This is a genomic window from Clostridium sp. (genome assembly GCF_022482905.1).
Taxonomy (GTDB): domain Bacteria; phylum Bacillota; class Clostridia; order Clostridiales; family Clostridiaceae; genus Clostridium_B.
The window spans coordinates 2,260,648-2,287,560 of record NZ_JAKVOI010000001.1 but is presented as its reverse complement, the minus strand read 5'-3'; the positions used below and the strand labels follow the sequence as shown (position 1 = coordinate 2,287,560).

The following is a 26,913-nucleotide window of genomic DNA, read 5'->3' as shown; positions in this document are numbered from 1 at the left end:
TTTCTTCAGTTTTAGAATCTTTCCGTCTTATACCATTTGAACTCCTTCTTGAATATTACATCTTCAAGATAACTGTAGAATCCAAGAGCAGCCACAATTGACCATAGTTTGCAGTAGGTGAAATACATCAGCAGGGTTACCAGAAAATTACTAAATGTCAATTCTCCCTTTTCTGTAGAGATGGCTATCAAGATGGAAAGGGAAAATACACTGTATGCCATGATCCATAGAATGATACTGTAGCCACTTATATTTAGATGTATTATCCGGGATAGACCTAGTATAAAAATAAGATCCGAGATAATTGCAGCAGATAGAAAGAAAAAATATATTATGATGTAATATATAATGTCAAATTTACTTACATTTGCATGTCTGGTAAAAAGGTACCTGAAGTTTTTGATAATCACATATACATTTCCCTTGGCCCACCTGCTTCTCTGCTTGAACCACACATTAAGAGTCTGAGGTTCCTGCTCCCAGGTTACAGCAAGGGGAATAAACTTTATCTTGTAGCCCATTCTATATAGTCTGAAGCTTATTTCGGTATCTTCTGTTACTGCCTTTGTATCCCATCCGCCCATTTTTTCAATTAGATTTCTTCTTATTATAAAGTTGGTTCCGGGTATTGTGCATAAATTGAAAAGCTGCCATCTTCCTGCCTGGGACATCCACTGGAAGGTGAGCGTTTCAATGTTTATAAATTTTGTGAGAAGATTTTTTCTACGGTTTCTGCATCTGAATTTTCCGATTACAGCTCCTAGGCTATTATCTGAGATTATAGTCTGAACCAGATATTTCAGGGATTTTTTTTCAGGAGTATTATCTGCATCGTATATTGCCAGAAACTCACCGCAGCTTTTTTTAAATCCAATATTCAAAGCATTTGATTTCCCTCTGCCGCCTGTAATATTATCCGTATTTATTACACTCAGATTTCTACAGGGATTGTTCTTTTTTATTTCTTCCAGTATCAGGGTAGAATTGTCCGAAGAATTGTCATTTATAATTATAATTTCATATTTATTCTCGGGATATTCCAGATTCAGCAGTGATCTAACGGTTCTGGCAATTACTTTCTCTTCATTATGGGCGGGCACCATAACTGATATGAAGGGATAATATGCAGGAATCTCATGCATGTTTAACTTCAGAGTTTTTAAATAATACAAATAACCGCCTGTAATAAGTATCACATTTATAAATATTGTTATCCATATGACGGCAAGAGAATACAAGAGCAATATGTCAAATATATTCATATTTATGGGTCACCACATTATCTGAAAAATTTTTTTACATCTAATTTTATTCCTATAATTATTATTGCTACAAAAAAGACACATATAAATAGGGTGATTTTTATGATGTCCATGTTACCGCTGCTTATATCGATAGATCTGCTTGGGGAGGACTTGCTTTCATTTGAATGTTTTTTCGCGTATTTTGCCGGAATATCAAGATATTCGGGGCTGCTGAAATAAAATTCATCCTTTAAAAGATCATTTATCTGCTTTTTAAAATTATCATAGTCCATGTCTGAACTTAGACTGAGTGCGGTATTGTGGATAGAATCTGGTTGTTCACGTATATACTTGTTGTTAAAGTCTACTTTGTCGATGACCAGATTGAATGGTGATATGGAATAATTATCAAGATCCAAAATCCCCATATCTGTGTCTTTGTGTATAAATACAGTGTTGGTTGAATGTATTAAGGCTTTTGAGTTTTCCCTGTATAAGAATCCTTCCGGTATGTCGAGAGCTATAGGTTGTATTCCATAATCCATATATATTTTTTGTGCAAGACGAATTTTAGATTCTATTTTATCTTCGGGAATATTTTCCCCGTACAGTACAGGAAAATGCAATATTATTTTTCCCCCGTTATTCTGTACATATTCCAATATCCCGCAGAATCTTTTCATGGCATCCATGTCCTGATTTTCATATACCGGCATTACACTGCATATGAATGGTATACCATTGCTATAGAGAAAATCTATTTTTTTGGCAAAAACATCTAAGTCTGTAAAGGGGTATACAGCATCTATAAGAAGATATACATTTCGATTTTCCTGATATGTATTGTTGATCAATCTGTAAAAATCGTTTTTTAAAATATTGTAATTTAAATTTTGTGAGGAAAGACTGGATATATACTTTATGTTCGATTTATTTAATGGCAATTGGTCAAAATTTTTACCAATCCATACTATTCTGCCCTTAAAATTTAAAAGGTCATTTACAAGTGAAACTGGAAGCTTTGAGAAATTATTGTAGAGTATGAACAGTATTTTATACTTGCTGGCTGATCCTTTGAAATAGGAACTGGAATTTAATATGTCTATTCCGCTGCCGCTTCCCAGGATCAACCGCACCAGTGAATTGAGCCTATTTTCTTCTGAACCGAATTCATTGTAGGTGTCATATATTATTGCAGTGCTGTTTTTACTGCTGCTTTCTACATTCGGAGCTGCAGAAAATATGATGGATGCAGATACAACTAATATTAATGAAAGTGAATAAATTTTTTTCGTATTATATATCATAATCAAGTTCCTTCTCGGCCTTCGACAAAAAATCCATAGGATTTTGTATGTCCTCATTGTAGATATAATATCCAATCTGAACTTCAAGTTTTAAATTTCCAAGCCTGTCGTATCTATCCAGTGTCATATTATTTATATTTTCCTTCAGACGTGTTTTTATTATTTCACATCCATTTTCATCAGATATAAGTATGAATGCAAATATGTCATCTTCCGGTAGTATATATTTTCTGTCTTCAATCCTTAAAGAGTTTTCAAGGGATCTGGAGCATTTCACAAGTATGTCTCTAAAAAATTCCATGCCTGCAATACTTTTGAGATTGCTGTTGTATTTGAATTTTACAACCATGAGTGATAGTGGAATACCATGCCTTTTGGACATGTTCATGTATATGGGAAGTTCATTTAAAAGTGCAGATGAATTTCGTATTCCGGTCAATGGATCTATCATTACAAAGGATTTGTTTTCAGCCATGATTTTTTTTGATTCCATTTGAATATAAAGTATATATCTTGACAGAAATGATACGATCAGGGCTGTCAGAGGTATTGATACTGCCCAGTAATATGAATTTTCATTTATTGAAATACTGTTTGTAACTGACATGTAGAGTTTGTAGCTGAAGTAAGCAAAATCGCAGATCAAGACTACTATGAGAGAAAAGGTCATATCTGTGTAATAACTTATTAGAGCTACAAACATGAGCACAAGAAGCATGATGTAATTTTCAAAAATATTTTGTGATTGAATGTACTGAAATGAAATACATATTATAAAAAAATAAGCTATGAGCAGTGTCATAAATATGTCTATTTTTTTCCCATAGTTTCCAAATTCCATTTTTCAACCTCCTTTTGTGTATTTGTAATGAACTGTGCATCTATTTTTCTAATTATCAGATATATTGAATACAAAAATATAATATCGAAGGATACATTAAACATAAATACATGTTTTCCAAGATCTGCATCACCGGCTCCGATTACAGATATAAACAGCTGTGATACACCTGTTAAAAAAATATATACAAAGGTTTCTTCAAAAAGCCGGGAATCCATGTCACTGTTTTTACTTGCCACTCTATATCTTTTTGCAGAAAACACAAAATATATTCCAAAAGCAATTATTGTTAAAAATAGATTATGGGGCATGTAGTGTTCTTTTATTCCGCTCCAGGCGGAGAAGAAATAGGATTGGCTCCCATAGGACTTTCCCGCTGATTTTTCATAATTCCCCATTGCCTTTGGCCTTATGGAATAACCATTTTTCACAGCAAAATTCATCATTTTGAGAAATATTTCAGGATTTTTCAAATAAAATTTTAAAATGCTAAAGGTGGAATATTTACTGTAAAAAGTTTTCTTCAATTTATCATCATTTGGATTTATAACAGGTATTTGGTTGAAAAATGTAGTTTCGCTCAATAGAGAATACTGGGGATTTATATTGAGTTTCTTCAACAGATCATCTGGATTTTTTTCGTATATAAGGATACCTCTTGTCATTGCATGGTATCTGTTTATATAATCAAAATCTCCGGATATGGATTTATAGAAATAGGTAGATAAGCCTAAAGTTACAACAATCAATACGGCTGGGACATAGTGAAATAGTCTGTTTTTTAAACAGGTTGAAAGTCTGAACAATACTGCACATACCAGCATACCTACAGGTGCAAACTGCTGCTTCGAACCGACAAATAATATGGATAATATGAAAAATAGCAGAAAATTTGCCATGGTATATTTTTTAAACTTGTACATATATAAAAGTATACCAATACTGAGCATGAAGGATGTTATGCTCAATGCTTCACCATAAAACGAATTAAAATAGGATATATAACCGGTATCACAAAATATGAATATGAAGATCCCGGTAATTAAAATTTTATATTTTGTAGATTTTATATCGCAGGTAAGTACTTTTACTATGAGATATGCACTCAAAGCATAGATTACCAGATATATAGCGGATAGAAATCTTATATCAAATATATAATCTTCTGTAAATAGCCTGTCCAATAAGACTGCCGCTTTTGTAAATATGAATTGTGTGGATACTAGCATTCTTGGATTTTCATTGTTGTATTTGTAGATTCCATAGTCTCGATTAAAATATCCAAGAAATTTATTATTTTCATTTTGAGGAAGATAGTACAGATTACTCTGACTTATTATACGAAAGAAATCTCCATTGTCTGCCACCCCTATTATAGGTTGTATGAACAACGTAATAGATCCTATGAGTACAACCAGTGCAAAAGCAAGAATTCCACAGCTGTTTTTATAATTTGAAAAATTTAGCCTGATGTTCATTATGATTCATCCTTTGGAATTGAATATGTGTAAATACTTAGAGTAATCTTAGCATCTGAAAATATCAATATCAATACCTATAAGGCAAATTTTATAGTGAAGTAATAAAAATCATATGGAATGTGAGGAACAATTTATAATAAAAAGGGGGAATTTACCTAAGGCAAATTCCCATTCGTGGATATAATTCTATATATTGTCCTGATCTGTCAGGATTATAGGACCGTCTTCAGCTATTGCAAGTGTGTGTTCATACTGGGCGGAGAGACTTCCATCCACAGTGCGGGCTGTCCAACCGTTATTATCTATAACAGTATGATAGGAACCTATATTTATCATTGGTTCTATAGTTATTACCATTCCTTTTACAAGCTTGAGGCCTCTTCCAGGTTTTCCATAGTGTGGCACAGCTATATCATCATGCATGACTTTCCCTATTCCATGTCCCGTATAATCCCTTACTACGGAATATCCCAGAGATTCTGCATAGGTTTGAATCTCATGACCTATATCACCTATGTGATTTCCAATTACAGCTTTTTTTATTCCCCTGTAAAGGCATTCTTTAGTAATATTCATAAGATCCTCGGCCTCTTTTGATATTTTGCCTACTGCGTATGACCATGCAGAATCTGCCAGCCACCCGTTCAAGTTTACAACCATGTCTATAGTTACTATGTCACCTTCTTTTAAAGGTTTTTTATTTGGAAACCCATGGCAGATTTCATCATTTAAAGAAGCACATATAGCATAAGGAAATCCCATATAACCCTTCTGCTCCGGCGAAGCACCGTGTTCATCCAAATATTTTTCCACAAAGCTATTTATTTCCATGGTAGTTATACCCGGTTTTATCATCTTATGAATTTCTTTATGGCATGATGCAAGTATTTTACCAGCGGCAGCCATGTAACCTATTTCTTTTTTCGTTTTTATATCTATCAAATTTCTCGCCTCTATCCTAAAATTTATTTGGAAATACTTTTATTGTAACATTTATTTTGATTAAATTAAATGCCGTTGCAAGTTAGATTTTACAGGAAATTTTAAAATTGTCAGCAGTTGATCAAGTCAGGATTTAAGTAGTAATGCTTGTATAAACGTTTACTGCATTATATATTATAAGTAACAAAGGTAAGGAGGTATTTATAAATGGAAATTTCTAAAAAAAGTGGAACCGGTAAAGCCAGGGTTCAGAAGTTTGGAGGATTTCTTGCAGGCATGGTGATGCCGAATATCGGAGCGTTTATTGCATGGGGACTTATAACGGCCTTATTTATTCCTACTGGATGGATTCCTAATGAAAACTTTAACAAACTTGTATCACCGATGATTACCTATCTTTTGCCGGTACTTATAGGTTATACCGGCGGTAAAATGGTATATGGTACAAGAGGAGGTGTCGTTGGTGCGATAGCTACCATGGGTGTTATTGTTGGATCTTCGGTAACACAGTTCCTGGGGGCAATGGTAATTGGTCCTCTTGGAGGATATCTTATCAAGAAGTTTGATGAACTTGTAAAGGACAGGATACCTACAGGATTTGAAATGCTTGTAAATACATTTTCTTCAGGTATTCTTGGATTGATTCTTGCACTTGCTGGATTTTCGATAATAGGCCCTGTAGTAGCTGCAGTTACAGTTGCACTTGGCAATGGGGCAAAATGGATAACGGAGGTTAAGTTGCTTCCACTCATAGCAATATTGGTGGAACCTGGGAAGATATTGTTCTTGAACAATGCTATAAATCACGGAATTTTTGATCCACTGGGAATTGCACAGGTAAAGGATGTAGGAAAATCAATATTTTTCTTGCTTGAATCCAATCCTGGACCGGGCCTTGGAGTATTGCTTGCCTACTGTATATATGGAAAGGGCAATGCAAAACAATCTGCACCAGGTGCTATAATAATTCAATTTTTAGGTGGTATTCATGAAATATACTTTCCATTTGTAATGATGACACCGCTTTTGCTTCTGGCCGTAATAGGAGGAGGCATGGCTGCTGATTTCACATTCCTGGTTACAGGAGCCGGGCTTGTTGCTTCACCTGCACCGGGCAGTATATTTGCTGAAATAGCAATGAGCCCCAAGGGAGGACTTCTTCCCGTACTGGCAGGTATACTGGTAGGAGCTGTAGTATCTTTTCTGATAAGTTGTCCTATAATAAAGACAAGCAGTACGGATGATGACGAATCATTTGACAGTGCTAAAGATCTTGTAGGCCAGATGAAAGCTGAAAGCAAGGGTAAAACGGCTGTTGCTGAAGTATCAAATACAAATGAACTGCCAGGTCTTATAGTGTTTGCCTGTGATGCAGGTATGGGATCATCTGCAATGGGAGAATCTATACTTAAGAAGAAAGTAAAAGATGCAGGACTTAAAATTGAAGTAAAACACTCTCCTGTAAACGAAATACCAAAGGATGCAGATGTTGTATTTACTCAGGAAAGTCTTGAGGATAGAGCACGTATGATAGTGCCTGATGCCAGGATTATAACTATAAAAAATTTCCTCGACAACAAAGTTTATGATGAGTATATTCGATCTTTAAAAAGATAACTAGGTAGGTGATGCTGTGTATAGTATAAATGAATTTACTGCAAGGCAAAAATTTATTATAAATACAATACTGGATAAGAATTCATTGGGCATTAATGAACTTTCCACACAATTTGATGTTAGCAGTCGAACTATACTCAGGGAAGTCAATGCAATTAACAGAGTTTTGAAACGGACCAATGTGAAAATATACGATAATAATTCAGACTTGAGCATAATGGGGAAAAAAGAAGATATTTGCCGCCTCAGAGATTCCTTGGGCGGCATACCGGCACAATGGCTTATGAATCAGGAACAAAGATTATTGTTGATTACAGCCCAACTGCTTTTGATAGATGAATCCTATAAGCTGGCATTCTTCAGTTATCAGTTGAATGTAACGGAATCTACCATAAGCCTTTATATGGATAAAATTGAAAGATGGCTTAGAGTCAGATATATAAGACTTGTAAGAAAAAGGGGACATGGAATAACAACTGATGGTCCCGAGTGGATTAAAAGGAATTCTTTTGTAGAGTTGATTTATGAATTGAAACCTATAGACAAACTGTGTTCGTATATATATGGAAGTACGGAAGATACTATTATGAATGCATTTTTTAAAATTTTGTTTGAGGATAAACTGATTCCGATTTCCAAAAAAATAGTGGAAATTTGTGAGAAATCTTTATCCAGCATGGATGATATAACTTATTTCAACTCCTTGATATATGTTCTTATATCTTTAAAAAAGTCTGGATTGGGACATTCTATAAAATTGCCTGACTATTTAATTCATGATGTGCTTTCCTCCGAGAGGTTTCAATTTATTTATGATATAAAAGAGTACTTGGTATCTGTCAATATGGCTCTCTCGGATAGTGAACTGACATATATAGCAATAAACCTCCTTGGAGATAAGTATATTTATAAGGAAAATGGAAGGTTTGAAGAATTTGGAGTCTCTTTCGAGCAGATATCACGAGAACTTGTATATGAGGTTGAAAGAAAATTAAACAGCAAAATAAAGTGTGATGACCAGTTGATTACCGGGTTATCCCAGCATATCAATTCAGCACTTTATAGAGTCAATATGGATATACCGGTAAAAAATACAATACTTCAGGAAATAAAAGAATATTACAGCAGCCTTTTTGAAATTGTGGACTATTCGTGTAAATTGATATTTTCAAAATATAATATAGCAATGTCACAGGATGAAATAGGATTTATAACGATGCACATTGGTTCGGCACTTGAGAGGTCAAATAGCTTGAACAACAAATTTTCAGTTCTTGTAATATGTCCAAATGGAATAGGAACTGCAAAAATGCTTTTTAGCAGACTCAAAGCAGCAATAAATGATATAGAGAGTATAACCATCAAGTCTTTTAAAGATTGTACTGAGGAAGATAATAAATATGATATAGTAATTTCCACCGTAAATATTGATTTCAGCGGGAAATTAAAAATGGATGATGTAATAGTGGTTTCACCGTTCTTGAAAAAAGATGATATAGACAGGATAAATAGTCACATTGCCAGACTTATCAAGAAAAACAATACTTTTAACAAGAATGAATTTACTGTTGGTAAAAAGGATATGTCACAAGAAGAGAAGTGTAAAATAATAGATAATCTTGTAAATGGCATACGTGTTCAGAATATAGAAACAGAATCTTTTGAAGAACTTGTCAGATTAATTTGCAGGGATGTCTATGATTGCGGCGTTATAAGCGATATTGAGCAAATTGAAAATCTTATAATTACAAGGGAAAAGCTTGGCAATGTAGTAATACCGAATTCCCATATGTCACTTCTTCATACCAGGTCAGACTGTGTTGTAAGACCATTTATGGGAGTGTATAGACTTAAGGAAAACATGAAGTTAAGGAGTATTGGATTTGATTGTGAAAATGTAGATACTTTTATAGTACTGCTTGCCAAAAAGAAGGAACATCCTTTCGTACTTGAGCAGATGGGCAGGATAAGTATGTCTTTGATAGAGAAAAAAAACATATCCAAAATCTTGAGAAAATATGATATTGAAAATCTACGTATTGAAATGGATGAAATACTGAATAGGGAGGAAGTATAATGGAACCAGAAGTACTTTGTGAAAATAATATACTGCTGAATGTTAAAAGTGAATCAAAAAACGAAGCTATCAGGAGAGTTGGCAATTTACTTGTTCAAAATGGGTATGTAGATGATAAGTACATTGAAGGAATGATAAAAAGGAATGAAGATATAAGTACGTATATAGGCAATGGGGTGGCAATACCACATGGAATGAATGAATATGTGAAGTATATAAGACATTCAGGAATCGTAATTGCACAATATAGAGATGGTGTGGATTTTGGGGAAGGAAATACTGCATATCTTGTAATAGGAATTGCAGGCAAGAATGATGACCATATGAATATACTGTCCAAAATAGCAATAGTTTGTCAGTACGATAAGAATGTGAAAAAGCTGGTAAAGTCAGATGACAAGAAGGAAATAATCAGAACAATTTTGGAAGAAGAATAAAAGTATTGAGAGGAGTTAGTTTATTATGAAAACAAGAGCCGTAAGACTTTATGGGAAAAATGATTTGAGATTGGAGGAATTTGAACTTCCTGAAATAAAAGATGATGAAATACTTGTAAAGGTAGTATCCGACAGCATATGTATGTCAACATACAAAGCTGCTGTGCAGGGACCTGACCACAAAAGAGTTCCCAAAGATGTGGACAAAAATCCTGTAATAGTTGGACATGAGTTTGCTGGTGATATAATAAAGGTTGGGAACAAATGGAGAGGACAGTTTGAGGAAGGTGGAAAATTTGCACAGCAGCCTGCTCTCAATTACAAGGGAAGCATGGCATCACCCGGTTATTCGTACAAATACTTCGGAGGAGATGCAACATACATGATAATACCTCACGAGGTAATGGAACTTGGCTGTCTGTTGAATTATAATGGAGACTCCTACTATGAAGCATCCCTGGCAGAGCCAATGTCATGTATAATAGGTGCATATCATGCATGTTTCCATACTAAAATGGGTTCCTATCATCATGAAATGGGAATAAAAAAAGGAGGTAAGCTTGTACTTCTTGCTGCAGCAGGTCCGATGGGACTTGGAGCTGTAGAATATGTAATAAATTGTGACAGGAGACCGTCTCTCCTTGTTGTAACGGATATAGACGATGCCAGGATAAAAAGGGCAGAGGAAATATTTGATAAAGACAAGATCAAGAGTGAAAAGGGCATAGATATAGAATTTGTCAACACAAAAAATATAGAGAATTCTTCCGAGTATCTTATAAAGATGACAGGAGGTACTGGATTTGACGATGTATATGCCTATACACCTGTAAGGCAGGTAGTAGAGGAAGCTGACAGGATACTTGGAAGGGATGGATGCCTGAATTTCTTCGCAGGTCCTACGGATAAAAACTTCAGTGGAGAGCTCAATTACTATAATGTTCACTATGGATCAACCCATGTTATAGGTACTACAGGAGGAAATACGGATGATCTTAAAGAATCACTAAGGATGACTGAGGAAGGTTCCATGAATCCGGCAGTAATGGTTACACATATAGGAGGCTTGAACTGTGTTCCTGAAACTACATTGAATCTTCCCAATATTCCTGGAGGCAAGAAGCTCATATATACAAATATAAATATGGAACTTACTGCTATAGACGATTTTGAGGAAAAGGGCAGGACAGATCCCCTATTTGCAGAACTTGCAAAAATAACGAGAAAACACAACGGACTCTGGAGCACCGAAGCCGAGAAGTATCTTCTTGATACACTTAAATAATAGACAAAATGAGCAAAAATTTCAAATGAAATTTTTGCTCATTTTTTTACTGTACCGTGAGAAGGATTTTTGGATACAATATCTATGGCCAGAGCTATTTCCTTTACTATATTTGTATTGAACTTGTCGGAAAGTTCATTTAGCTTGACATATAATAGACCTTTTTCAGTTGATATGTACTTAGAAGGCAAGTTGTTCAATGTTATGGCTTTTATATCATCAATACATTTTGGACATTTGCAAATATCATCATAGTTTTCAAGAACTTTAGGCAGCAGCCTGTCTACAATTTCTTCCATATAATTTTTGATCAACTAACCCACCTTCTCAAATATGCCTTATATGTTAATTATATCATAAATTAACTATATATTTCTTGCTTTTTAGAATCTATCCAGCAATTTGAGAGCTGACCTGCTTAGAATTTCCAATCCATATGACAATGATATCTCGTCTATGTCGAATTTAGGATGATGCTGGGGATATACAATATTTTTTTCAGGATTGTTTATTCCGACAAATATGAAACATCCAGGTACTTCCTGAAGATAGTAGGAAAAATCTTCACTACTCATAAAAGGCGGTATCTTGTGTGCCTTTTTACCTAAAACTTCTCTTCCGGCTTCAAGTACTATGCTTGTAACTTTAGGGTCATTTTCAAGAACGTAAGTACATAGATCTCTTTTCAAACTGCATTTAGCCCCAGTCATGTCACATATATCCTCTACGATTTTTTTTATATGGGAATATACATTTTTTCGGACATTTTCATCGAGAGATCGTATAGTTCCCTTTAATACTGCCTTTCCAGCTATGGCATTGTAAATTTTCCCGGATTGGAATACGCCTACGGATACAACCGCTTGTTTCATGGGATCTACATCCCTCCCCACAATAGTGTTCAATGCAACTACAATTTCCGATGCAGTCAGTATTGAATCTATTGTCTGATGGGGCATGGAAGCATGACCGGCTTTTCCCTCTATTATTATGGTAAATTCATCGCTTGCAGCCATTACAGGTCCGGGAGATATACCTGCTGTACCTATTGGAAGTGACTGCCATAGATGCAGTCCTATGATTGCATCCACATTTTTAAGCCCACCGTCCCTTATGATGGCTGCAGCACCTGATCCATCTGCAACCTCTTCTTCACTTGGCTGAAATATGAATCTTATATTACCTTTGATTTCACTTTTAAAATGTGATAGAATTTTTGCCGCTCCCAATAGTATAGAAGTATGTCCGTCATGACCGCAGGCATGGCATGCGCCTTTGTTTTGTGATTTATAAGGTTTATCTCCTTCCTCGTCTATAGCCAGTGCATCTATATCTGCACGTATAGCTATGGTTTTTCCAGGCTCTTTGCCCTTTAGGTCAGCTATGATGCCGGTTCCTGCTGCTTTTCTTATATCAAGATCCAGTGTGCCCAGCACACCAAAAATTTTTTTCTGAGTATTGAATTCCCGTTTGCTGATTTCCGGATGTCTGTGAAAATATCTCCGTAAATCTACTACTTCAGGATAATATTTTTTCACAAGTTCTTTTATATCATTCATATTTATAATAGCCCCCCATAAACTTATTGCCATTGTATAATCAATTGCATATTTCCTTCAATTTGAATAATATTATTTATTATTAGTTATACAATAACATAAAATATGGAGTTGTAAATAGAAAATTGTAAAAACATATGTAAATAAGGGGTCTATCATGCCATTGAGAATATTAGAGTCGAGGAGTGACTGACTCAAGAAATAGGAGATAGCGAAATACTTGTTAAAAGTAATTTCTGATATTATTGTAGAGTCGGTTTGGAAAAAAATAAAGCATAATATGATAAAAATATATTGACTATTTTGAAATGAAATTATATTATAATGCTGTAACAATATTTCATAAAAGAACAAATGTAAAAAAGGAGGCTATAGCAATGAAATTATTCATATATAACTTAGTTAGAGTCCGGTATAGTTAACGATATTGTCCTGATGGGGAAGAACAAGAAACAACTATGAAAACGTTATGAAAACCAATGCCCCAAATTGGTTTCAATAAAAACTCAAAAAATGCTAAAATCTAAATATGCTATCTAGATTTTAGCATGATGCATAAATTGCTGGATAAACAGCAATCACCTAAAATAATTATCCTTGTATGATATTTTACTACAAATCAAAACATCACATCAAAGATTGACCAAAATAATTATATCATTAAATATTGTTTGTGAAAACATATAAAAAATTTAAAAATCAAAATTGGGAGGTTTGAATCATGTTAACTGCTCTAGCAAATGCTGCTCAGGGGTTCATAGGACTATTTCAGGAGGGTGGAAAAAGCTTCACTGGAATGGTTACGGGAATTTTGCCTACTTTAGTTGTGCTTATTACGGCTGTCAATTCTCTTATCAAGATAATAGGTGAAGAAAGAGTCAATAATTTAGCCAGATCCTCATCCAAATATCTTGTAACAAGATACACTGTTTTCCCAGTTATTGCCGTGTTCTTTTTAACGAATCCTATGGCATATACTTTTGGTAAGTTTTTGGATGAAAAATATAAACCAGCCTATTATGATTCTACAGTTTCATTTGTCCATGCGATTACAGGACTGTTTCCGCATGCAAATCCTGCCGAATTGTTTGTCTACATGGGTATAGCACAGGGAATAACGAAACTGGGACTGCCTGTAGGTGAACTTGCCGTGAGATATTTTATAACGGGAGTTATTGTAATATTTATCAAAGGATTGCTTACGGAAAGGATTACTATCTATTTACTGAATAAAGAGAAAAATAAAAAGGTTCAACCAGTATGACATTGATTTTGTCAATAAATAAAAAATAGGAGGGTTATCATGTATAATACAGTAAAAGTTGAAAAAGGAAGAAGTGGCTGGGGAGGACCTCTCTATATAAAACCGGAAGGAAAAAGGAATAAAATTGTATGTGTAACGGGACAGGACATGCATCCTGTAGCATATAAGCTTGCCCAAATGACCAATGCAGAACTGGTAAATGGATTTGCTACTGGAGTTCCCGATGCGGAGATAGCTGCAGTTGTCATAGATTGTGGAGGTACTGCAAGATGCGGAGTTTATCCAAAAAAAGGTATACTTACTATAAATGTAAAATCTGTTGGACAGTCAGGTCCTCTTGCAAAATTTATGACGGAGCAGCTGTATGTATCTGATGTAAATGAATCCTGTATTTCCATCCATGAGGGCAATTCACCGGTATCATCAGCTCCAGAAGTGGAAAAAGCAAAAACAAATATTCCTGATGATAAGGCAAAGAAAAGTGTGGCGGCAGCTGTTGAAGCGGCACCAAAGAAGAAAGAGAATTTTATAGTAAGGCTTGGGAAAGGTGTTGGAGATGTAATAGGAAAGTTCTATGAAGCAGGAAGAGAGACGATTGATTCAATAATAAAAAACATACTTCCATTCATGGCTTTCGTATGTATGATAATTGGAATTATAAACAAGACAGGTATAGGAAATATTATTGCAAAGGCAATCTCACCGGCAGCAGGTTCTCTTGTAGGGCTGATCATAGTGTCGATTATCTGTACACTGCCCATACTTTCACCTATACTCGGACCTGGAGCAGTTGTGGCTCAGGTAGTGGGAGTTCTTGTAGGAACGGAAATAGGCAAAGGACATATACCACCGCATTTTGCACTTCCAGCATTGTTTGCAATAGATGCACAGGTAGGATGTGATTTCATACCTGTTGGATTGAGCCTTGCAGAAGCGGAACCTGAAACAGTGGAAGTGGGGGTTCCGGCAGTTCTATTCTCAAGAGTTGTAACAGGACCTTTATCTGTTGTAATAGCCTATTTTGTAGGAATTGGTCTGTACGAATAATATTTATATATGGAAAAGATCTCATTCTCTCTTTAAATTGCAAATCGGAAACAGAATGCATATTTGCAACATATATAATAGCATATACAGAATGTAGATATAACTATAAATATTCCATTTTATTGATGCATTTGTGCAACAATCATATATGAAAGAATTTGTTTAGGTACTGCGATATAGGGGTTGCAAGAGGTGGTATAATAATTGCTTTCAATAAAATTATAGTATGTTACAAAATATATTTTTGGAGGAATACACTATGAAAAACCTGGATAAATTCAATAAAGTAATCTGTGATACTTTGAATATAAAAGATATAGTAAATATTAAAGATGAAATGGGACCTGATGAAATAAAAAGCTGGGATTCACTGGCTCATGTAGAACTTGTTTCAGGACTTGAAGAAAATTTTGATATAAATTTTGACGTGGTGGATATATCTAGAATGTACACTATAGGAGATATAAAAAAAATATTAAATAAATATGGGGTAGAAGTATGACCTTCACGGATTATGTATTTGAGAAATCCGTAAATTTAGAAAAGACTGCTGTAATAGAGGGGAATCAGATTACAAGCTACAGAGAAATTTACGGCAGTATAAATTATGTAGTCAATCTATTACATGAAAGAAATTATTCAAAGAAGGATAGTGTGCTTTTAATTTCGGACAATTCGGCTTTCTTTATAGAAGTTTATTTTGGAGTAATAAAGAACGGCAGCATATGTGTTCCCATAAATCCATCCATGTCTGAAAACGATATAACCTATATTTCCAATATATTGAACATAAAAACAGTATTTTGTCAGGAGAAATATGTTGATAAAATAAAAGAACTGTTTTCTGATGATGTTACAGTATACAGTGAACGGAATATTGGTGAAATTGAGAATGAAATTTCTTCGGGTGATTCTGTAGATATAAAAGAAGATGTGACTCTTATAATGTTTACATCGGGATCTACTTCAAAACCAAAGGGTGTAATGCTGACACACTATAATCTGATGTATAACACGAATTCAATAATAGAATATTTGAATTTGAAAGAAAATGACCGCATAGAAGTTGTACTTCCATTTTACTATTGTTATGGGACTTCTCTGCTGAATACACATTTCAGGTGCGGCGGAAGTATTGTAATAAATAATAGATTTATGTTTCCACAGACTGTCATAGAAGATATAAAAAAGTATAATTGTACAGGCTTTGCAGGTGTGCCAAGTACCTATCAGATACTTTTGAGGCTTACCAATATTAAAGATTCCAAAGTTCCATCCTTGAGATATGTAACCCAGGCAGGGGGAAGACTTCCAGAGGTATTTATATCGGAATTGTGCAGTGCACTTGAAGGTGTTCAAATATATATTATGTATGGACAGACAGAGGCTACTGCAAGATTATCCTATCTTCCACCGGAGCAGTTGAAGAATAAACTGGGATCTATAGGAAAAGGCATTCCAGGAACCGAATTGCTTGTATTGGACAAGAATGGTAATACTGCTGGGACTGGTGAAGTTGGAGAGATAGCTGCAAGAGGCGGAAACATAATGAAAGGATACTTCAATGATGAAGAGGAAACAAAAAAGGTACTTAAAAATGGACTCTTGTATACAGGTGATTTAGCCTATAGAGATGGAGATGGGTATATATTCATAGTTTCCAGGGAGAAGAATATAATAAAGTGCGGCGGAAACAGAATAAGTCCAAAAGAAATTGAAAATACCATATGTGGTATACAGCAGGTAGTTGAATGTACTGTTATAGGAGTGGAGGATGATATACTTGGAGAAGCTGTAAAGGCATTTGTAGTTTTGAAAAATAACACTGAAGGTATAGATTCCAAGTATATAATTGACTATTGCTCAAGCAGATTGCCCAGATACAAAATACCAAAATATATAAAATTTTTATCATCACTTCCTAAAAATTCGTCGGGCAAAGTTCTCCTCCGAAAATTAAAGCAGATGTAAAATAAAATGAAACGGGTGAGGATACATGAAAATAGAAGATTTAATAGAGGATATGGTGTTAAATGACCAGTTTCAAATGTATCAGGAGGAAAAGGAAAAGAAGCTGCTTGATATAATCAAGGGACAGCTTGAATCCAATAAAATTAATGCGAATATAAATAGCATGTACAAAAAACTGAATGTGGATGTTTCACGAATTTCAAGTTTGAAGCAGGTTCCATTTATACCGGTAAACATGTTTAAAAAGTTTGATCTTCTGACCTGTAATAGTGAAAATATAATAAGAACACTTAATTCAAGTGCTACAACTTCGGGAATACCAAGCAGGATATATCTCGACAGACTTACGTCCATAAGACAGACACAGGCGCTTTTAAATACTCTAAAAAGTTTTCTTGGTGGAAAGAGAAGACCTCTTCTTATTCTGGATACAAAATCTATAAATAAAGATGGTCAGATATTGAGTGCCCGTGGTGCTGCCATAAGGGGAGTGAGCAACTTTGCAAGCAGTATAACCTATATAATGGATGAAAAAGATGGTGAGCTGGCAGTAAATTTGCCAAGACTTGAAAAATTCCAATGTGAAAATGCAGACAGAGACATACTGGTGTATGGATTTACTTATATAATATGGAGAAGATTTGTAAGAGAACTGGAGAGGCGGAATATTAAGCTGTCATTACCGGGAATGAAGCTTCTACACAGTGGTGGATGGAAAAAACTAGTATCAGAAAGCGTTGAAAAGGACGAATTCAACAGCAGGACGGCAAGGGTATTCGGAACTAAAAAAGAGAATATAATGGATTTTTATGGTATGGTAGAACAGCTTGGAGTTGTGTTTGTAGATTGTGAGTACGGACATAAACATGTCCCGGACTTCGCAGATGTCATAATAAGGGACTTTAACACACTGGATGAGGTAAAACCAGGACAGCGTGGAATTATAGAAGTTATGAGTATTTTAGGCTCAAGTTATCCTTCCCAGGGTATCCTGACAGAAGATGTAGGGGAACTTATTGGAATTGATGACTGCAGGTGCGGAAGGCACGGAAAGTATTTCAAGTTTCGATCCAGAGTCGAGAAAGCTGAAATCAGAGGGTGTGGTGACACTTTTGCAGAAGAGGAGGATATTGGATGATAGATTGTTATTCATTGAATGGATGCCTTTTTGAAGAAAAAAAGGTTTTTAAAAACTTTAAGGATATAGTAAGTAATTTGAAGGAAAATTTGAAATTGCTGAATGCTATACCGTCACAGGCTATTATTTTAATACTGAATGAATACAGCAGAAGGCTGTCTGTGAATAAACAGCTTCTTGGAATTGAAGGTGTGGCCTATTTATCCTTTTATTTTAGAAAATCGAATGTGGAAAAATTGATAGAAATGAGTCTGGGAGACGGAAAATATCTGGATGAATTTGTATTCAGGGGAAATGGCAGATTTATAAAGGCCCAGGGCAGAGGAATAAGCTGCCATTGGATAGCAGGAAATGTTTATACACTTGCACTCTACTCAATTTTTCAATCTATTATAGCTAAAAATTCAAACATTGCAAGGGTACCTGAGAATAGTATTAATATAGTGTTGAAGCTGTTAAAGCCAATGATGGACATACAAGTTGTCTATAATAATAAATCCTATTTTTCCTCCGATATATTGAAAAATATATCCATAGTATATTTTCCAAGCAAAGATAAATCGATGAATCAGGCAATGTCAATAGCTTCTGACTCAAGAATCATATGGGGAGGAAAGCAGGCAGTTGACAGTATTGCTTCACTGACAAAAAAAACTACATGCAGGGATATAATCTTTGGGCCAAAATATTCTTTCGCGGTATTTGACAGGAATGTTGTGGAGGGTCATAAGTTATGTGAATACATGGACAAACTTGCGATGGATATAATACTGTTTGGTCAGAAGGCATGTTCTTCTCCGCAGGTTCTATTTGTGGAGAAAAGTAATGTACCATTGAAGCATTTAGCTGAAATATTGGGAAAATCCCTTGAAAAATTAGGTAAAAGGTATAAAAACACTTTAAGTGAAGCAGAGTGTGCAAAAATAATAAATGAAAGAGGAGTATATGCTCTCAGCCTGGATAAGGATATATTCTGCAGCAAGGGGCTTGAGTATACAATTTTAATCAATGGTGATATTAAATTGGAAGAACCCATAGGTGGAAGATGTATTTTTTTAAAACAGATAGACAGTATATTTGATATAGATGGTCTAATGACCCATAGAATACAGACTATAGGTTATGCTGTTGAGGACAAAGGCAAAATTCTGAAATTTGCAGACATGGTTACAAGATCTGGTGCAGCCAGAGTTGTAAATATAGGTACAATGAATACTTATGATTCTCCTTGGGATGGATGTTTTATGATAAATGAGCTTGTAAGATGGTGCAGCTTGAACATCTAACCGGGTAATATGTTTATCGGGTAGCGGACTTTTAAAAAGGAGTCGCTGACCCTTTAATTTTAATTTGCATATGGAGGCAGCTATATTATGAAAGGTTTAACAATTGACGAACTGAAAATTGGAGATAAGGCTTACTTTGAAAAAGTCATATCTGAGAATGATGTAAATTTATTTGCTCAAATAACAGGAGATTTTAACCCACTCCATGTCGATGAATTCAAATATAAGGATAAATTCAAGAATAGAATAGTTCATGGAGCATTGATAACAGGCATTATATCAGCCTGTATAGGCATGAAGCTTCCAGGGCCAGGTACTATTTACCTGAGCCAGAATTCAAGATTCAATCTGCCGGTGTATATAGACCATACTGTAAAAGCCATAGTTGAGGTTGCCGAAATAAACAAGGATGAAAATATAGTTAAACTAAAAACTATTTGTATTAATGACGAGGGGCATAAAGTTCTAACAGGAGAGGCTTTTGTAATGCCTCCTCTAAATTAGGAGGATTTGCGGACATTTATAAATATGTTCAACTGCAATTATAATGATACAGTGCCTATTGAATGTATGTTATAATTTTTATAGAATATAATATATGATATGCATTTCATTGTAGTTTATTTAACAATTGTTTGTTATATTCTGTAATTTTCAAAGGGGGATTGTATTATGCAAGTTGGAAAATTGTTGGAATTTGATGATTTGTCAGGAGAAGATGTAGATACTCTGAGGCTTAGATTAAGACAACTATATCAGGTTATTGAGAGTTCCTATGATGGTATATATATAACAGATGGAAATGCTGATACTATATTTCTAAATAAATCCTATGAAGAAATTACAGGAATGAAGAGATCTGAAATGATTGGAAAGAATATGAAATATCTGGAAAAGAATAATTATATTTCCAAATCAGGTACTCTTATGGTGCTGGAAAGCAGAAAAGATGTCACAATTGAACAGAAATTCAAGACTGGAAAGACTGTACTCGTTTCCAGCAGCCCTATTTTTGACGACCATGGAAATATAACAATGGTAGTTACAAATGTCAGAAATGTCACAGAACTTTATGAACTCAAAGAGCAGTTGAAAAAGAACAGGCAGCTTACGGAAAAATATTATTCCCAACTGGAGGCCATGAGAAATCAGCTTCTTAAATTTTCGGACATTATAGCAAAAGATGAAAAAATGCTAAATATACTCGAAATAGCAAAAAAAGTGGCAAAGGTTGATACAACGGTTCTGCTGCTTGGGGAAACGGGTGTAGGAAAAGAGAAGGTAGCCAAGTATATACACAAGAACAGTAAGAGAAGCAATAAGAGTTTCATCAAGATAGACTGCGGATGTGTTCCCTGTAATCTTATAGAATCGGAACTTTTTGGATACGAAAAAGGAGCTTTTACAGGTGCAAACAAGGAAGGGAAAATAGGACTTTTTGAACTTGCAGATTGCGGAACCATATTTCTGGATGAAGTTGGAGAACTTCCGCTTGACATGCAGGTAAAGCTTTTGAGGGTTCTTCAGGAGGGTGAAATAAAAAGAGTTGGTGGAACAGATACGATTAAAATAGATGTAAGGGTAATTGCTGCTACAAACAGGAATCTTGAAGAGATGGTGAAGAAAAAGACCTTTAGGGAAGATCTGTATTATCGCCTGAATGTAGTGCCTATTACAATATTGCCCCTTAGAGATAGGAAAGATGATATAGAACCGCTCATAGAACATTTTATGTGCGTATTCAATAAGAAGTATGATTTCAACAAGATAATTACCTCAGGTGCAGTGGATTCTCTCAAAGAATACAGATGGCCGGGAAATGTCAGAGAATTGAAGAACATAATAGAGAGGGTCATGATTATGAGTACGGGGGATAAAATATTAAGAAGTGACCTGCCTATAAAGGAAGTCTGGAGCAGTGACAAATCGAGAACAAGTTTGGGAAGCAGGCATTTGACATTGAAAGAGGAAGTTGAAAGTCTTGAAGAATCATTGATAGAAGCTGCTTTTGAAAGACATGGAAATGTTAGGGATGCTGCCCGGGAACTTGGAATAAATGCATCTACACTGGTTAGAAAGAGGAAGAGGTATAAGAACAAGCTTATGTTGCAAAAGTGATTGTTGTTGTATCAAAAATGGGGGGATTTGTTGATGATACAATGTTTTATGAAGAAAAATTTTATTCATAGCTTTGATATTAATAGAATTCCTAGATTGCTTTATGTAAGTAAAATAGAAGAAAAAGCTAGTATCTATCCGCGTATAATGCATTCTCATGACGATTTTATTGAAATTGTTTTAATCTGCAATGGCAAAGGTGAATATTCAATCAATGGTAAAATGTATAATATTAAAAAAGGCGATATTCTGATATATAACAGTGGAATTATTCATGATGAAATTTCAGGCCCAAATACGAGAATTAGAAGTTATTGTTGTGCTATTGGGGGAATTAAGCTAGGTGGATTAAGGGAAAATGCCCTGATTGGTGATGATGAAAGTCCTGTTATACCCAGCAGGGAATACTTTTCAACCTTGTCAGGTATCTTTGAACTGATATTTTCAACTCTTTCAAGTGATTATGCAGGTGCGGAGGAAACCTGTCATTATCTTACATTGTCTCTTCTGGTTCAAGTTATGCACCTGTTGCAGAGGAAGCTTGATTTTCATGATACGGTATCTGAAGAAGCAAATGTATTGGGAAAACGTATTCGTGAGTATATTGACAAATATTATATGGAAGATATAAGTCTTCAAAAAATGTCAGATGATTTAAATATAAGCTCCTACTATTTGTCTCATGTATTTAAAGACACGATAGGATATTCACCTATTCAGTACATATTGAGACGTCGTATTGGAGAAGCTCAAACATTATTGATAACGACGGATTTTCCTGTCACCCGTATAGCTTCAATGGTTGGATATGACAACCCTAGCAATTTCAATCAGATATTTACAAAACATGTCGGTATGTCGCCGCGAAAATATAGAAACAGCTATATATTAAAAGCAAAGAAGACGTAAAAATAGTACGAGTATAGTCCTTGTAGGAATAGAATATGAAGGCTATACTCTATTTTTATATGGAAAAAACAAGAATTTTATATTTTGTTTAAACGTTATCACACAAATGGCATAAACCCCTTTTATATTGGTGAATATCAAAGCAAGAAATCTATAGAATTTTATATGTAATAAATTTATAATTTATATATAACGTGGAAGTGATAAAGCGCAAAATAAAATTAATGAGAGGTGGATATGAATGAAGATTTCTAGAAATACTCCGTTTTCAAAAGGATACAATAAAATTGTGGATAAAGAAGAACATCCTGAAATGATGGGTATGGAGTTTGGAGTACTTTCCATGGGGAAAAAGGATAAGCTTTCATTTAATTATGCTCAAGAGGTAATATATGTTCTTACATTCGGAAAGATTACGTTTTCATGGGAAGCAAAAACTGAAACAGTGGAAAGAAAGGATTGTTTTCATGAAGAGCCAGTTCTGCTTCATGTTCCTCAAAATACTTTGGTATCAATTGAGTGTGTTTCTGACACTGCAGAACTCACTGTATCAAGGACAGAAAATTCTAAAAATTTTCAACCAAAATTATTTAGGGGAAAAGATTGTCTTTGTGCCAATGAGGAAAGAGGTGCAGGAACACTTAATGACTGTTCTGCACGTCTTGTAAGGACTTTCTTTGACAGATCCAATTGTCCGGAAACAAATTTCTTTGTAGGTGAAGTTGTCAGTTATCCGGGTAAATGGTCATCTTTCCCACCGCATACACATGTAGAGCCGGAAATATATTTTTATAAATTCCTACCGGAAAACGGCTATGGATTTGCGGAAATCGGGGATGACGTTTACAAGGTAAATAACAATGAACTTACGGGAATGCCCAGTAAAAAAACACATTCACAGGCTACAGCACCAGGTTATGCAGAATATTATATCTGGGTAATCCGTCTTAGAGATGATCAGAATATAATTACAACTGTAGAGCCGGAACATGAGTGGACAACTGCACCGGACGCAAAGTACTTTCCAGAAATTTAGATAAGGAGGTATGAGATGTTGACAGAAAATGAGGTAAAAGAACTTAAAAAATTTGCCATAGAGATAAGAATAGATACGCTAAAAGCAATTGCAAATTTTGGAAAAGGGCATCTTGGAGGGGCAATGTCCATGGTTGACGCTCTTGCTGTACTATATGGAAAGGTTATGAAATATGATCCAAAGAATCCAGCATGGAAAGACAGGGATTGGTTTATATGTTCCAAGGGTCATTCTGGACCATCGTTATATGCTGCACTTGCATTAAAAGGATTTTTCCCGGAGGAAGAACTTATGACTTTAAATCAGGGAGGAACAAGACTTCCAAGCCACTGCAACAAGGATCTTACAAGAGGGATTGATATGTCTACAGGATCACTTGGACAAGGTTCTTCACTTGCAGTAGGGATTGCCCTGGGAAACAAGATGGATGGAAGAAATAACTATACGTATCTGATGCTTGGGGATGGTGAGATACAGGAAGGTCAGGTATGGGAGGCGGCACTTTATGCTGCACAGAAAAAGCTGGATCATTTGATTGCATTTGTAGATTACAATAAAAAACAACTTGATGGATATGTAAAGGATATAAATGACGTTGGGGATGTAAAAGCTAAATTTGAAGCTTTCAGATGGCATGCTCAGGAAATAGATGGAAATGATGTAGAGCAGGTATACAATGCTATAGAAGAAGCAAAAAAGGTTGCAGGGAAACCTTCTGTAATAGTTATGAATACAGTAAAGGCGAAAGGTATACCATTTGCAGAAAAGTTGAAATTGAACCACCATATAGAAGTCAGCAGGGAACAATTTGAAGATACATTAAAATATCTGAAACAGGAACTTAAAAAGGTGGTGTAATCATGAATATAGTTCTGGCATCCAATAGGATTAAAGATGAAGAAATGAGAAATGTGTACTGTAGTACTCTCATAGATCTTGCAGGAAAAAACAAAAATATTGTTGCGCTGGATGGTGATTTAATGTCATCTATGGGCATGAAGAGATTCGCAGAAGAATTTCCGGATAGAACTTTTGATGTTGGGATTCAGGAGGCAAATATGATGGGCGTGGCAGCAGGACTTTCAGCTACGGGCAAGATACCCTTTGCACATACATTTGGACCATTTGCCACAAGAAGATGTTTTGACCAGCTGTTTCTGTCCATAGGTTATTCAGGTCAGAATGTAAGAGTCATTGGAAGCGACCCAGGTGTGACGGCGGCCTATAATGGGGGAACTCATATGCCCTTTGAAGACATGGGAATAGTAAGAAATATACCGAATGCAACTATCATAGAACCTGTAGATGGGGCAATGCTTGCTGATATTATAAGACAGACTGAAAAGCTGAAAGGATTTTTTTACATCAGGCTGCTTAGAAAAAATCCAGTCAAAATATATGAGAAAGGTTCAAGTTTCGAAATTGGAAAGGGAGTTACATTAAAAGATGGCAATGATGTCACTATAATAGCCAGTGGAATTATGGTGAATGATTCCATAGATGCTGCCAACATGCTTGATAGGGAAGGTATAAGTGCAAGAGTTGTGAATATGTTTACATTAAAGCCGATTGATAAACAGCTTATAATAAAGTGTGCAGAGGAAACAGGTGCTGTAGTAACTGCTGAGAATCACAGTATAATAAATGGACTGGGAAGTGCAGTTTCCGAAGTATTAAGTGAAAATATCCCTGTACCTCTTGAAAGAGTGGGAATACGCGATAGATTTGGACAGGTAGGATCAGTAGATTATCTAAAAAGAGAATATGGTTTGACAGTAGGAGATATAGTCAATAGCTGCAAAAAGGCTGTAAATAGAAAAAGATAATAAAACGTTTTCTTATAAGGCAAGGTGACACCAGTGAATACCTGTGATTTAAAATCTGCAATTTTGCAGATTAATGATTAATAGATGGGGGAATTAATAAGATGGAGCAAAGTAATATCAAGGAAAAGAAAAAATTCCTGAAAAAAGTATCCATTCTGGCAACATTTGGTTCACTTTTGTTTGGATATGACAGCGGAGTAATAAATGGTTCTCTTAGTTTTATGACCAGGAAGGATCAGCTGAATCTAACACCTCTGACTGAAGGACTTGTTACTAGTTCGTTGTTGCTTGGAGCAGCTTTTGGTGCTATATTATGGGGACGTTTTGCTGACAAATATGGAAGACGAAAAATACTTAAAATACTGGCGGCGATTTTCTTTGTTTCAACAATAGGATGTGCAGTTTCGCCAAATGCATCGGTTATAATTATATGCAGGTTTGTAGTGGGACTGGGTGTAGGAGGAGTATCTGTTGTCGTACCGACACTGCTTGCTGAACTGGCACCTACAAGTATAAGAGGAAGTCTTGTTTCTCAGGATCAACTTATGATTGTTACAGGACAACTTCTTGCATATGTGTTCAATGCTATTTTGGGAAATATGTTTGATTATCCTGGAATCTGGCGTTATATGATAGTTCTGTCCAGTATTCCGGCGATTGTATTGTGGATTGGTATGTTTATAGTCCCTGAGACACCAAGATGGCTGGCGGCTAATGGAAAGATAGCACAGGCACTGGAGGTTTTGAGGCAGACACGTGATGAAGCAGAAGCAGAAGCGGATCTCAATGAAATTCAAAAGAATATTGAAGCTGAAAAGCATCTGGACAAAGCTACATTCAAGGACCTGGGAACTCCATGGATTCGAAGAATTGTATTAATAGGATGTGTATTGACTATCTGTCAGCAGATAGCAGGAATCAATGTAATAATGTATTATGGAACAACTGTGCTTGAGCATTCGGGTTTCAGTGTAAAAACTGCACTGATTGCAAACGTAGCCAATGGATGTATGTCAGTTCTTGCATCATGGGTATATATGCACTATCTGGCAAACAGATGCAAAAGGAGGCCTCTGCTTATAGGAGGATATGTTGGAAGTACTATAACTCTTCTATTAATGGGTATAGTTTCACGTGCTCTTGTAGGTGCAGCTATACTGCCATATATAGTTGTTGTATTGACAATGATTTATCTGGCTATATTCCAATCTACTCTGGGCCCGTTGACATGGCTTCTTTTATCCGAAATTTTCCCTCTCAGAGTAAGAGGAATGGGATATGGGGTAGCAACCTTCTTTGACTGGATTGCTGATTTTGGAGTTGGACTTGGATTTCCTCTGGCCATAGCATCAATTGGTCTGTCAAATACATTTTTCGTGTTTGTAGGACTGGGAGTTGTATGTATAATATGTTCAACTGCATTTGTACCTGAAACACTTGGATATTCTCTGGAGCAATTGGAGGAGAAATTCAGAAACTATAAAAAAACAAAGGTTACTGCTGAATAGATTATTAATTTGTTTAATAA

Annotated in this window: 24 protein-coding genes; 17 read left to right on the top strand and 7 right to left on the bottom strand. The window is 35.3% G+C overall.

Annotated elements, in window-relative coordinates; all coding sequences use genetic code 11:
- Positions 1–11 precede the first annotated feature (11 nt).
- The 5 genes from LKE46_RS11285 to map all read right to left on the bottom strand — a co-directional run bounded on the left by LKE46_RS11285 (position 12) and on the right by map (position 5,815).
- Positions 12–1,262 (bottom strand): glycosyltransferase, encoded by a 1,251-nt coding sequence (locus LKE46_RS11285; RefSeq protein WP_291722083.1) that lies wholly within the window; start codon positions 1,260–1,262, stop codon positions 12–14.
- Positions 1,263–1,279: 17 nt separating this feature from the next.
- Positions 1,280–2,551: a DUF2334 domain-containing protein gene (locus LKE46_RS11280; RefSeq protein WP_291722080.1), complete on the bottom strand. Its 1,272-nt coding sequence runs from the start codon at positions 2,549–2,551 to the stop codon at positions 1,280–1,282.
- Positions 2,541–3,392 carry a GGDEF domain-containing protein gene (locus LKE46_RS11275; RefSeq protein ID WP_291722077.1) on the bottom strand — a complete coding sequence of 284 codons (852 nt, stop codon included), beginning with the start codon at positions 3,390–3,392 and terminating at the stop codon, positions 2,541–2,543. The genes LKE46_RS11280 and LKE46_RS11275 overlap by 11 nt, the downstream gene beginning before the upstream one ends.
- A complete protein-coding gene (locus LKE46_RS11270) occupies positions 3,362–4,870 on the bottom strand; it encodes a hypothetical protein (RefSeq protein ID WP_291722073.1) in 1,509 nt (502 codons plus the stop codon). The genes LKE46_RS11275 and LKE46_RS11270 overlap by 31 nt, the downstream gene beginning before the upstream one ends.
- A 189-nt stretch (positions 4,871–5,059) precedes the next feature.
- A complete protein-coding gene (gene map / locus LKE46_RS11265; RefSeq protein WP_291722071.1) occupies positions 5,060–5,815 on the bottom strand; it encodes a type I methionyl aminopeptidase in 756 nt (251 codons plus the stop codon).
- 207 nt (positions 5,816–6,022) lie between these two features.
- Between map and LKE46_RS11260 the strand changes: the two genes are divergently transcribed.
- From LKE46_RS11260 to LKE46_RS11245, 4 genes are read left to right on the top strand one after another with little or no spacing between them, the layout of a single operon-like run.
- The gene (locus tag LKE46_RS11260) at positions 6,023–7,432 is read left to right on the top strand and encodes a PTS mannitol transporter subunit IICB (protein ID WP_291722068.1); all 1,410 of its coding nucleotides are present in this window, start codon (positions 6,023–6,025) and stop codon (positions 7,430–7,432) included.
- A 16-nt stretch (positions 7,433–7,448) separates the two neighbouring features.
- Positions 7,449–9,509 (top strand): BglG family transcription antiterminator, encoded by a 2,061-nt coding sequence (locus tag LKE46_RS11255; RefSeq protein ID WP_291722065.1) that lies wholly within the window; start codon positions 7,449–7,451, stop codon positions 9,507–9,509.
- On the top strand, positions 9,509–9,946 hold the full coding sequence (locus LKE46_RS11250; protein ID WP_291722060.1) for a PTS sugar transporter subunit IIA: 438 nt from the start codon (positions 9,509–9,511) through the stop codon (positions 9,944–9,946). The genes LKE46_RS11255 and LKE46_RS11250 overlap by 1 nt, the downstream gene beginning before the upstream one ends.
- A gap of 25 nt (positions 9,947–9,971) precedes the next feature.
- Entirely contained in the window at positions 9,972–11,231 is a 1,260-nt protein-coding gene (locus LKE46_RS11245; protein ID WP_291722057.1) for a zinc-binding dehydrogenase, read from the top strand.
- A gap of 38 nt (positions 11,232–11,269) precedes the next feature.
- Here LKE46_RS11245 and LKE46_RS11240 read toward each other — a convergent pair whose 3' ends face one another.
- Positions 11,270–11,545 carry a late competence development ComFB family protein gene (locus LKE46_RS11240; protein ID WP_291722053.1) on the bottom strand — a complete coding sequence of 92 codons (276 nt, stop codon included), beginning with the start codon at positions 11,543–11,545 and terminating at the stop codon, positions 11,270–11,272.
- Between the two features lie 69 nt (positions 11,546–11,614).
- Entirely contained in the window at positions 11,615–12,790 is a 1,176-nt protein-coding gene (locus LKE46_RS11235; RefSeq protein WP_291722050.1) for a M20 metallopeptidase family protein, read from the bottom strand.
- A 721-nt stretch (positions 12,791–13,511) separates the two neighbouring features.
- Here LKE46_RS11235 and srlA point away from each other — a divergent pair.
- The 13 genes from srlA to LKE46_RS11170 all read left to right on the top strand — a co-directional run bounded on the left by srlA (position 13,512) and on the right by LKE46_RS11170 (position 26,893).
- Positions 13,512–14,054, top strand: coding sequence for a PTS glucitol/sorbitol transporter subunit IIC (gene srlA, locus LKE46_RS11230; RefSeq protein ID WP_291722047.1), 543 nt, complete (start codon positions 13,512–13,514; stop codon positions 14,052–14,054).
- 39 nt (positions 14,055–14,093) lie between these two features.
- Entirely contained in the window at positions 14,094–15,101 is a 1,008-nt protein-coding gene (gene srlE / locus LKE46_RS11225) for a PTS glucitol/sorbitol transporter subunit IIB (RefSeq protein WP_291722044.1), read from the top strand.
- Between the two features lie 259 nt (positions 15,102–15,360).
- On the top strand, positions 15,361–15,603 hold the full coding sequence (locus LKE46_RS11220) for an acyl carrier protein (RefSeq protein ID WP_291722041.1): 243 nt from the start codon (positions 15,361–15,363) through the stop codon (positions 15,601–15,603).
- Positions 15,600–17,072, top strand: a complete 1,473-nt coding sequence (locus LKE46_RS11215; RefSeq protein ID WP_291722038.1) for an AMP-binding protein — start codon at positions 15,600–15,602, stop codon at positions 17,070–17,072. Before LKE46_RS11220 ends, LKE46_RS11215 begins: the two co-directional genes overlap by 4 nt.
- Before the next feature lie 25 nt (positions 17,073–17,097).
- Positions 17,098–18,210 carry an acyl-protein synthetase gene (locus tag LKE46_RS11210; RefSeq protein WP_291722034.1) on the top strand — a complete coding sequence of 371 codons (1,113 nt, stop codon included), beginning with the start codon at positions 17,098–17,100 and terminating at the stop codon, positions 18,208–18,210.
- Complete coding sequence (locus LKE46_RS11205; protein WP_291722030.1) at positions 18,207–19,496, top strand: acyl-CoA reductase; 1,290 nt, start codon at positions 18,207–18,209, stop codon at positions 19,494–19,496. Before LKE46_RS11210 ends, LKE46_RS11205 begins: the two co-directional genes overlap by 4 nt.
- 87 nt (positions 19,497–19,583) lie before the next feature.
- Positions 19,584–20,000 carry a MaoC family dehydratase gene (locus LKE46_RS11200; protein ID WP_291722027.1) on the top strand — a complete coding sequence of 139 codons (417 nt, stop codon included), beginning with the start codon at positions 19,584–19,586 and terminating at the stop codon, positions 19,998–20,000.
- A gap of 168 nt (positions 20,001–20,168) precedes the next feature.
- Positions 20,169–21,614, top strand: a complete 1,446-nt coding sequence (locus LKE46_RS11195) for a sigma-54 interaction domain-containing protein (RefSeq protein WP_291722024.1) — start codon at positions 20,169–20,171, stop codon at positions 21,612–21,614.
- Positions 21,615–21,647: 33 nt separating this feature from the next.
- Entirely contained in the window at positions 21,648–22,523 is an 876-nt protein-coding gene (locus LKE46_RS11190; RefSeq protein WP_291722021.1) for an AraC family transcriptional regulator, read from the top strand.
- Positions 22,524–22,764: 241 nt separating this feature from the next.
- Positions 22,765–23,559: a 5-deoxy-glucuronate isomerase gene (locus LKE46_RS11185; protein ID WP_291722018.1), complete on the top strand. Its 795-nt coding sequence runs from the start codon at positions 22,765–22,767 to the stop codon at positions 23,557–23,559.
- Between the two features lie 15 nt (positions 23,560–23,574).
- Complete coding sequence (locus tag LKE46_RS11180) at positions 23,575–24,417, top strand: transketolase (protein ID WP_291722015.1); 843 nt, start codon at positions 23,575–23,577, stop codon at positions 24,415–24,417.
- A 2-nt stretch (positions 24,418–24,419) separates the two neighbouring features.
- Positions 24,420–25,385 carry a transketolase family protein gene (locus LKE46_RS11175; protein ID WP_291722013.1) on the top strand — a complete coding sequence of 322 codons (966 nt, stop codon included), beginning with the start codon at positions 24,420–24,422 and terminating at the stop codon, positions 25,383–25,385.
- Positions 25,386–25,486: 101 nt separating this feature from the next.
- Positions 25,487–26,893: a sugar porter family MFS transporter gene (locus tag LKE46_RS11170; protein ID WP_291722009.1), complete on the top strand. Its 1,407-nt coding sequence runs from the start codon at positions 25,487–25,489 to the stop codon at positions 26,891–26,893.
- Positions 26,894–26,913 lie beyond the last annotated feature (20 nt).

Coding starts and splice junctions, on each gene's coding strand:
- LKE46_RS11285 (WP_291722083.1), bottom strand. CDS start 1,262: ATGAATATATTTGACATATTGCTCTTGTATTCTCTTGCCGTCATATGG.
- LKE46_RS11280 (WP_291722080.1), bottom strand. CDS start 2,551: ATGATATATAATACGAAAAAAATTTATTCACTTTCATTAATATTAGTT.
- LKE46_RS11275 (WP_291722077.1), bottom strand. CDS start 3,392: ATGGAATTTGGAAACTATGGGAAAAAAATAGACATATTTATGACACTG.
- LKE46_RS11270 (WP_291722073.1), bottom strand. CDS start 4,870: ATGAACATCAGGCTAAATTTTTCAAATTATAAAAACAGCTGTGGAATT.
- LKE46_RS11260 (WP_291722068.1), top strand. CDS start 6,023: ATGGAAATTTCTAAAAAAAGTGGAACCGGTAAAGCCAGGGTTCAGAAG.
- LKE46_RS11250 (WP_291722060.1), top strand. CDS start 9,509: ATGGAACCAGAAGTACTTTGTGAAAATAATATACTGCTGAATGTTAAA.
- LKE46_RS11245 (WP_291722057.1), top strand. CDS start 9,972: ATGAAAACAAGAGCCGTAAGACTTTATGGGAAAAATGATTTGAGATTG.
- LKE46_RS11235 (WP_291722050.1), bottom strand. CDS start 12,790: ATGAATGATATAAAAGAACTTGTGAAAAAATATTATCCTGAAGTAGTA.
- srlA (WP_291722047.1), top strand. CDS start 13,512: ATGTTAACTGCTCTAGCAAATGCTGCTCAGGGGTTCATAGGACTATTT.
- srlE (WP_291722044.1), top strand. CDS start 14,094: ATGTATAATACAGTAAAAGTTGAAAAAGGAAGAAGTGGCTGGGGAGGA.
- LKE46_RS11220 (WP_291722041.1), top strand. CDS start 15,361: ATGAAAAACCTGGATAAATTCAATAAAGTAATCTGTGATACTTTGAAT.
- LKE46_RS11215 (WP_291722038.1), top strand. CDS start 15,600: ATGACCTTCACGGATTATGTATTTGAGAAATCCGTAAATTTAGAAAAG.
- LKE46_RS11210 (WP_291722034.1), top strand. CDS start 17,098: ATGAAAATAGAAGATTTAATAGAGGATATGGTGTTAAATGACCAGTTT.
- LKE46_RS11205 (WP_291722030.1), top strand. CDS start 18,207: ATGATAGATTGTTATTCATTGAATGGATGCCTTTTTGAAGAAAAAAAG.
- LKE46_RS11200 (WP_291722027.1), top strand. CDS start 19,584: ATGAAAGGTTTAACAATTGACGAACTGAAAATTGGAGATAAGGCTTAC.
- LKE46_RS11195 (WP_291722024.1), top strand. CDS start 20,169: ATGCAAGTTGGAAAATTGTTGGAATTTGATGATTTGTCAGGAGAAGAT.
- LKE46_RS11190 (WP_291722021.1), top strand. CDS start 21,648: ATGATACAATGTTTTATGAAGAAAAATTTTATTCATAGCTTTGATATT.
- LKE46_RS11185 (WP_291722018.1), top strand. CDS start 22,765: ATGAAGATTTCTAGAAATACTCCGTTTTCAAAAGGATACAATAAAATT.
- LKE46_RS11180 (WP_291722015.1), top strand. CDS start 23,575: ATGTTGACAGAAAATGAGGTAAAAGAACTTAAAAAATTTGCCATAGAG.
- LKE46_RS11175 (WP_291722013.1), top strand. CDS start 24,420: ATGAATATAGTTCTGGCATCCAATAGGATTAAAGATGAAGAAATGAGA.
- LKE46_RS11170 (WP_291722009.1), top strand. CDS start 25,487: ATGGAGCAAAGTAATATCAAGGAAAAGAAAAAATTCCTGAAAAAAGTA.